This is a genomic window from Bacillus sp. ME78 (assembly GCF_903970865.1).
GTDB lineage: Bacteria > Bacillota > Bacilli > Bacillales > Bacillaceae_G > Bacillus_A > Bacillus_A cereus.
Map to the genome: position 1 here is coordinate 1 of NZ_CAJCKK010000079.1, position 1,315 is coordinate 1,315.

Genomic DNA, 1,315 nt, shown 5'->3' on the forward strand with positions numbered 1-1,315 from the left:
CCATTAGAAATTTTTAAATCAATTAAAACATTGGCGAATTTTTCACCCCAATGCCCTTTTAAATCCTCAAATTTACTTTGGCCATTATCATGTGTTGTACTTTGTAATTTATAAGCATTTACTAGCATCGTTGCCATGGCAGCGCGAGTTACTTTACCAGTTGGATTGAAGATGCCATTCCCTTCTCCTTTAATAATGCCAGCTTTTTCAGCTGCAGCAATATATGGAGTAGCCCAATGGTTTTGTGAATCTTTAAAGGATGGTTTTGCATCGAAGTCAATTTCTATCCCTAAAACTTTTGTCATAATTTTTGTGGCCGAAGCTCTGTCTAATGAATCATGAGAACCAAAAGTTCCATCTGGATAACCATTCAATACCTGTTTATTAACTAAATGATTAACGGATTTGTCCGCCCATGCTGGAACATCTGGGAACTTATGAGTATTCGCAAATGTATTAGATGAGTAGGATAGTAGACTTCCTGCAATAATTCCTGTAGCAATTAACTTGGATTTCATAAAATATTCTCCTTCTAAATCTTAATTTCTATCCATTTTCATGCATTTAATTTACATCATCCCTTTATTAAGAAGTAATAATAAAAAATTGCAATAAATGTTGGTGAGATTATTAAATAATTAACTATATTGTTAATGGATAATATATATAAGGAGTTGCATAAATAAAGGTTCTTTACCCAGCAAAGTATATAGAGAAAAGGTATTCTATCAATATGTATCTTTTAAAAATTTTTAAGCATAACATACATTTGGTTCAGTTACCTGTATATAGATGTCAATTAACAAATATAAGTTTATATTCAACTTTTTTAATTAAATTCAAGTTAATTTTGTATACTTATAAAACTAGTATACAAAATTGAAAATCAATCTCAATTAATCTCGATTAATTATAGTTAAGTATATATTAATACGTCAACACATTATTAATTTTTATTAAATAAAATTAATTTATATTGTTTTTTTATGTAAATATTAAACATTTTTGTTAAAGATATTCATTGACACTCGTGTATATAAGTAACTATAATCGTTACACCGAATTGAATAGATGTCAGCATCATTACAAACATATAAATATAAAAATAAAAAATCTCAATTTGGTAATACAATAGATTGGTAGAGGTGTATATTTTTATGAAGCGCAAATTAATCACAACAGGTATCCTTGCAGGAGCTATATTATCTTATTCTTCTAATATTTTAGCGGACACTCACAAATTTCCTGATGTTCCAAAGTGGGCAGAGCAATCTGTTAATTACTTAGTGGATAAACAAGTCTTAATTGGTTATCC

General features: G+C 28.4%; 1 protein-coding gene and 1 pseudogene. One reads left to right on the forward strand and one right to left on the reverse strand.

Features of this window, described 5'->3' with window-relative positions:
• Positions 1–518 (reverse strand): S-layer homology domain-containing protein (locus tag H6481_RS28115; RefSeq protein ID WP_182813802.1); only part of this gene is annotated, 518 nt, incomplete at its 3' end.
• A gap of 639 nt (positions 519–1,157) precedes the next feature.
• Between H6481_RS28115 and H6481_RS28120 the strand changes: the two are divergent.
• Positions 1,158–1,315, forward strand: a pseudogene (locus H6481_RS28120) (S-layer homology domain-containing protein); the annotation flags it as partial.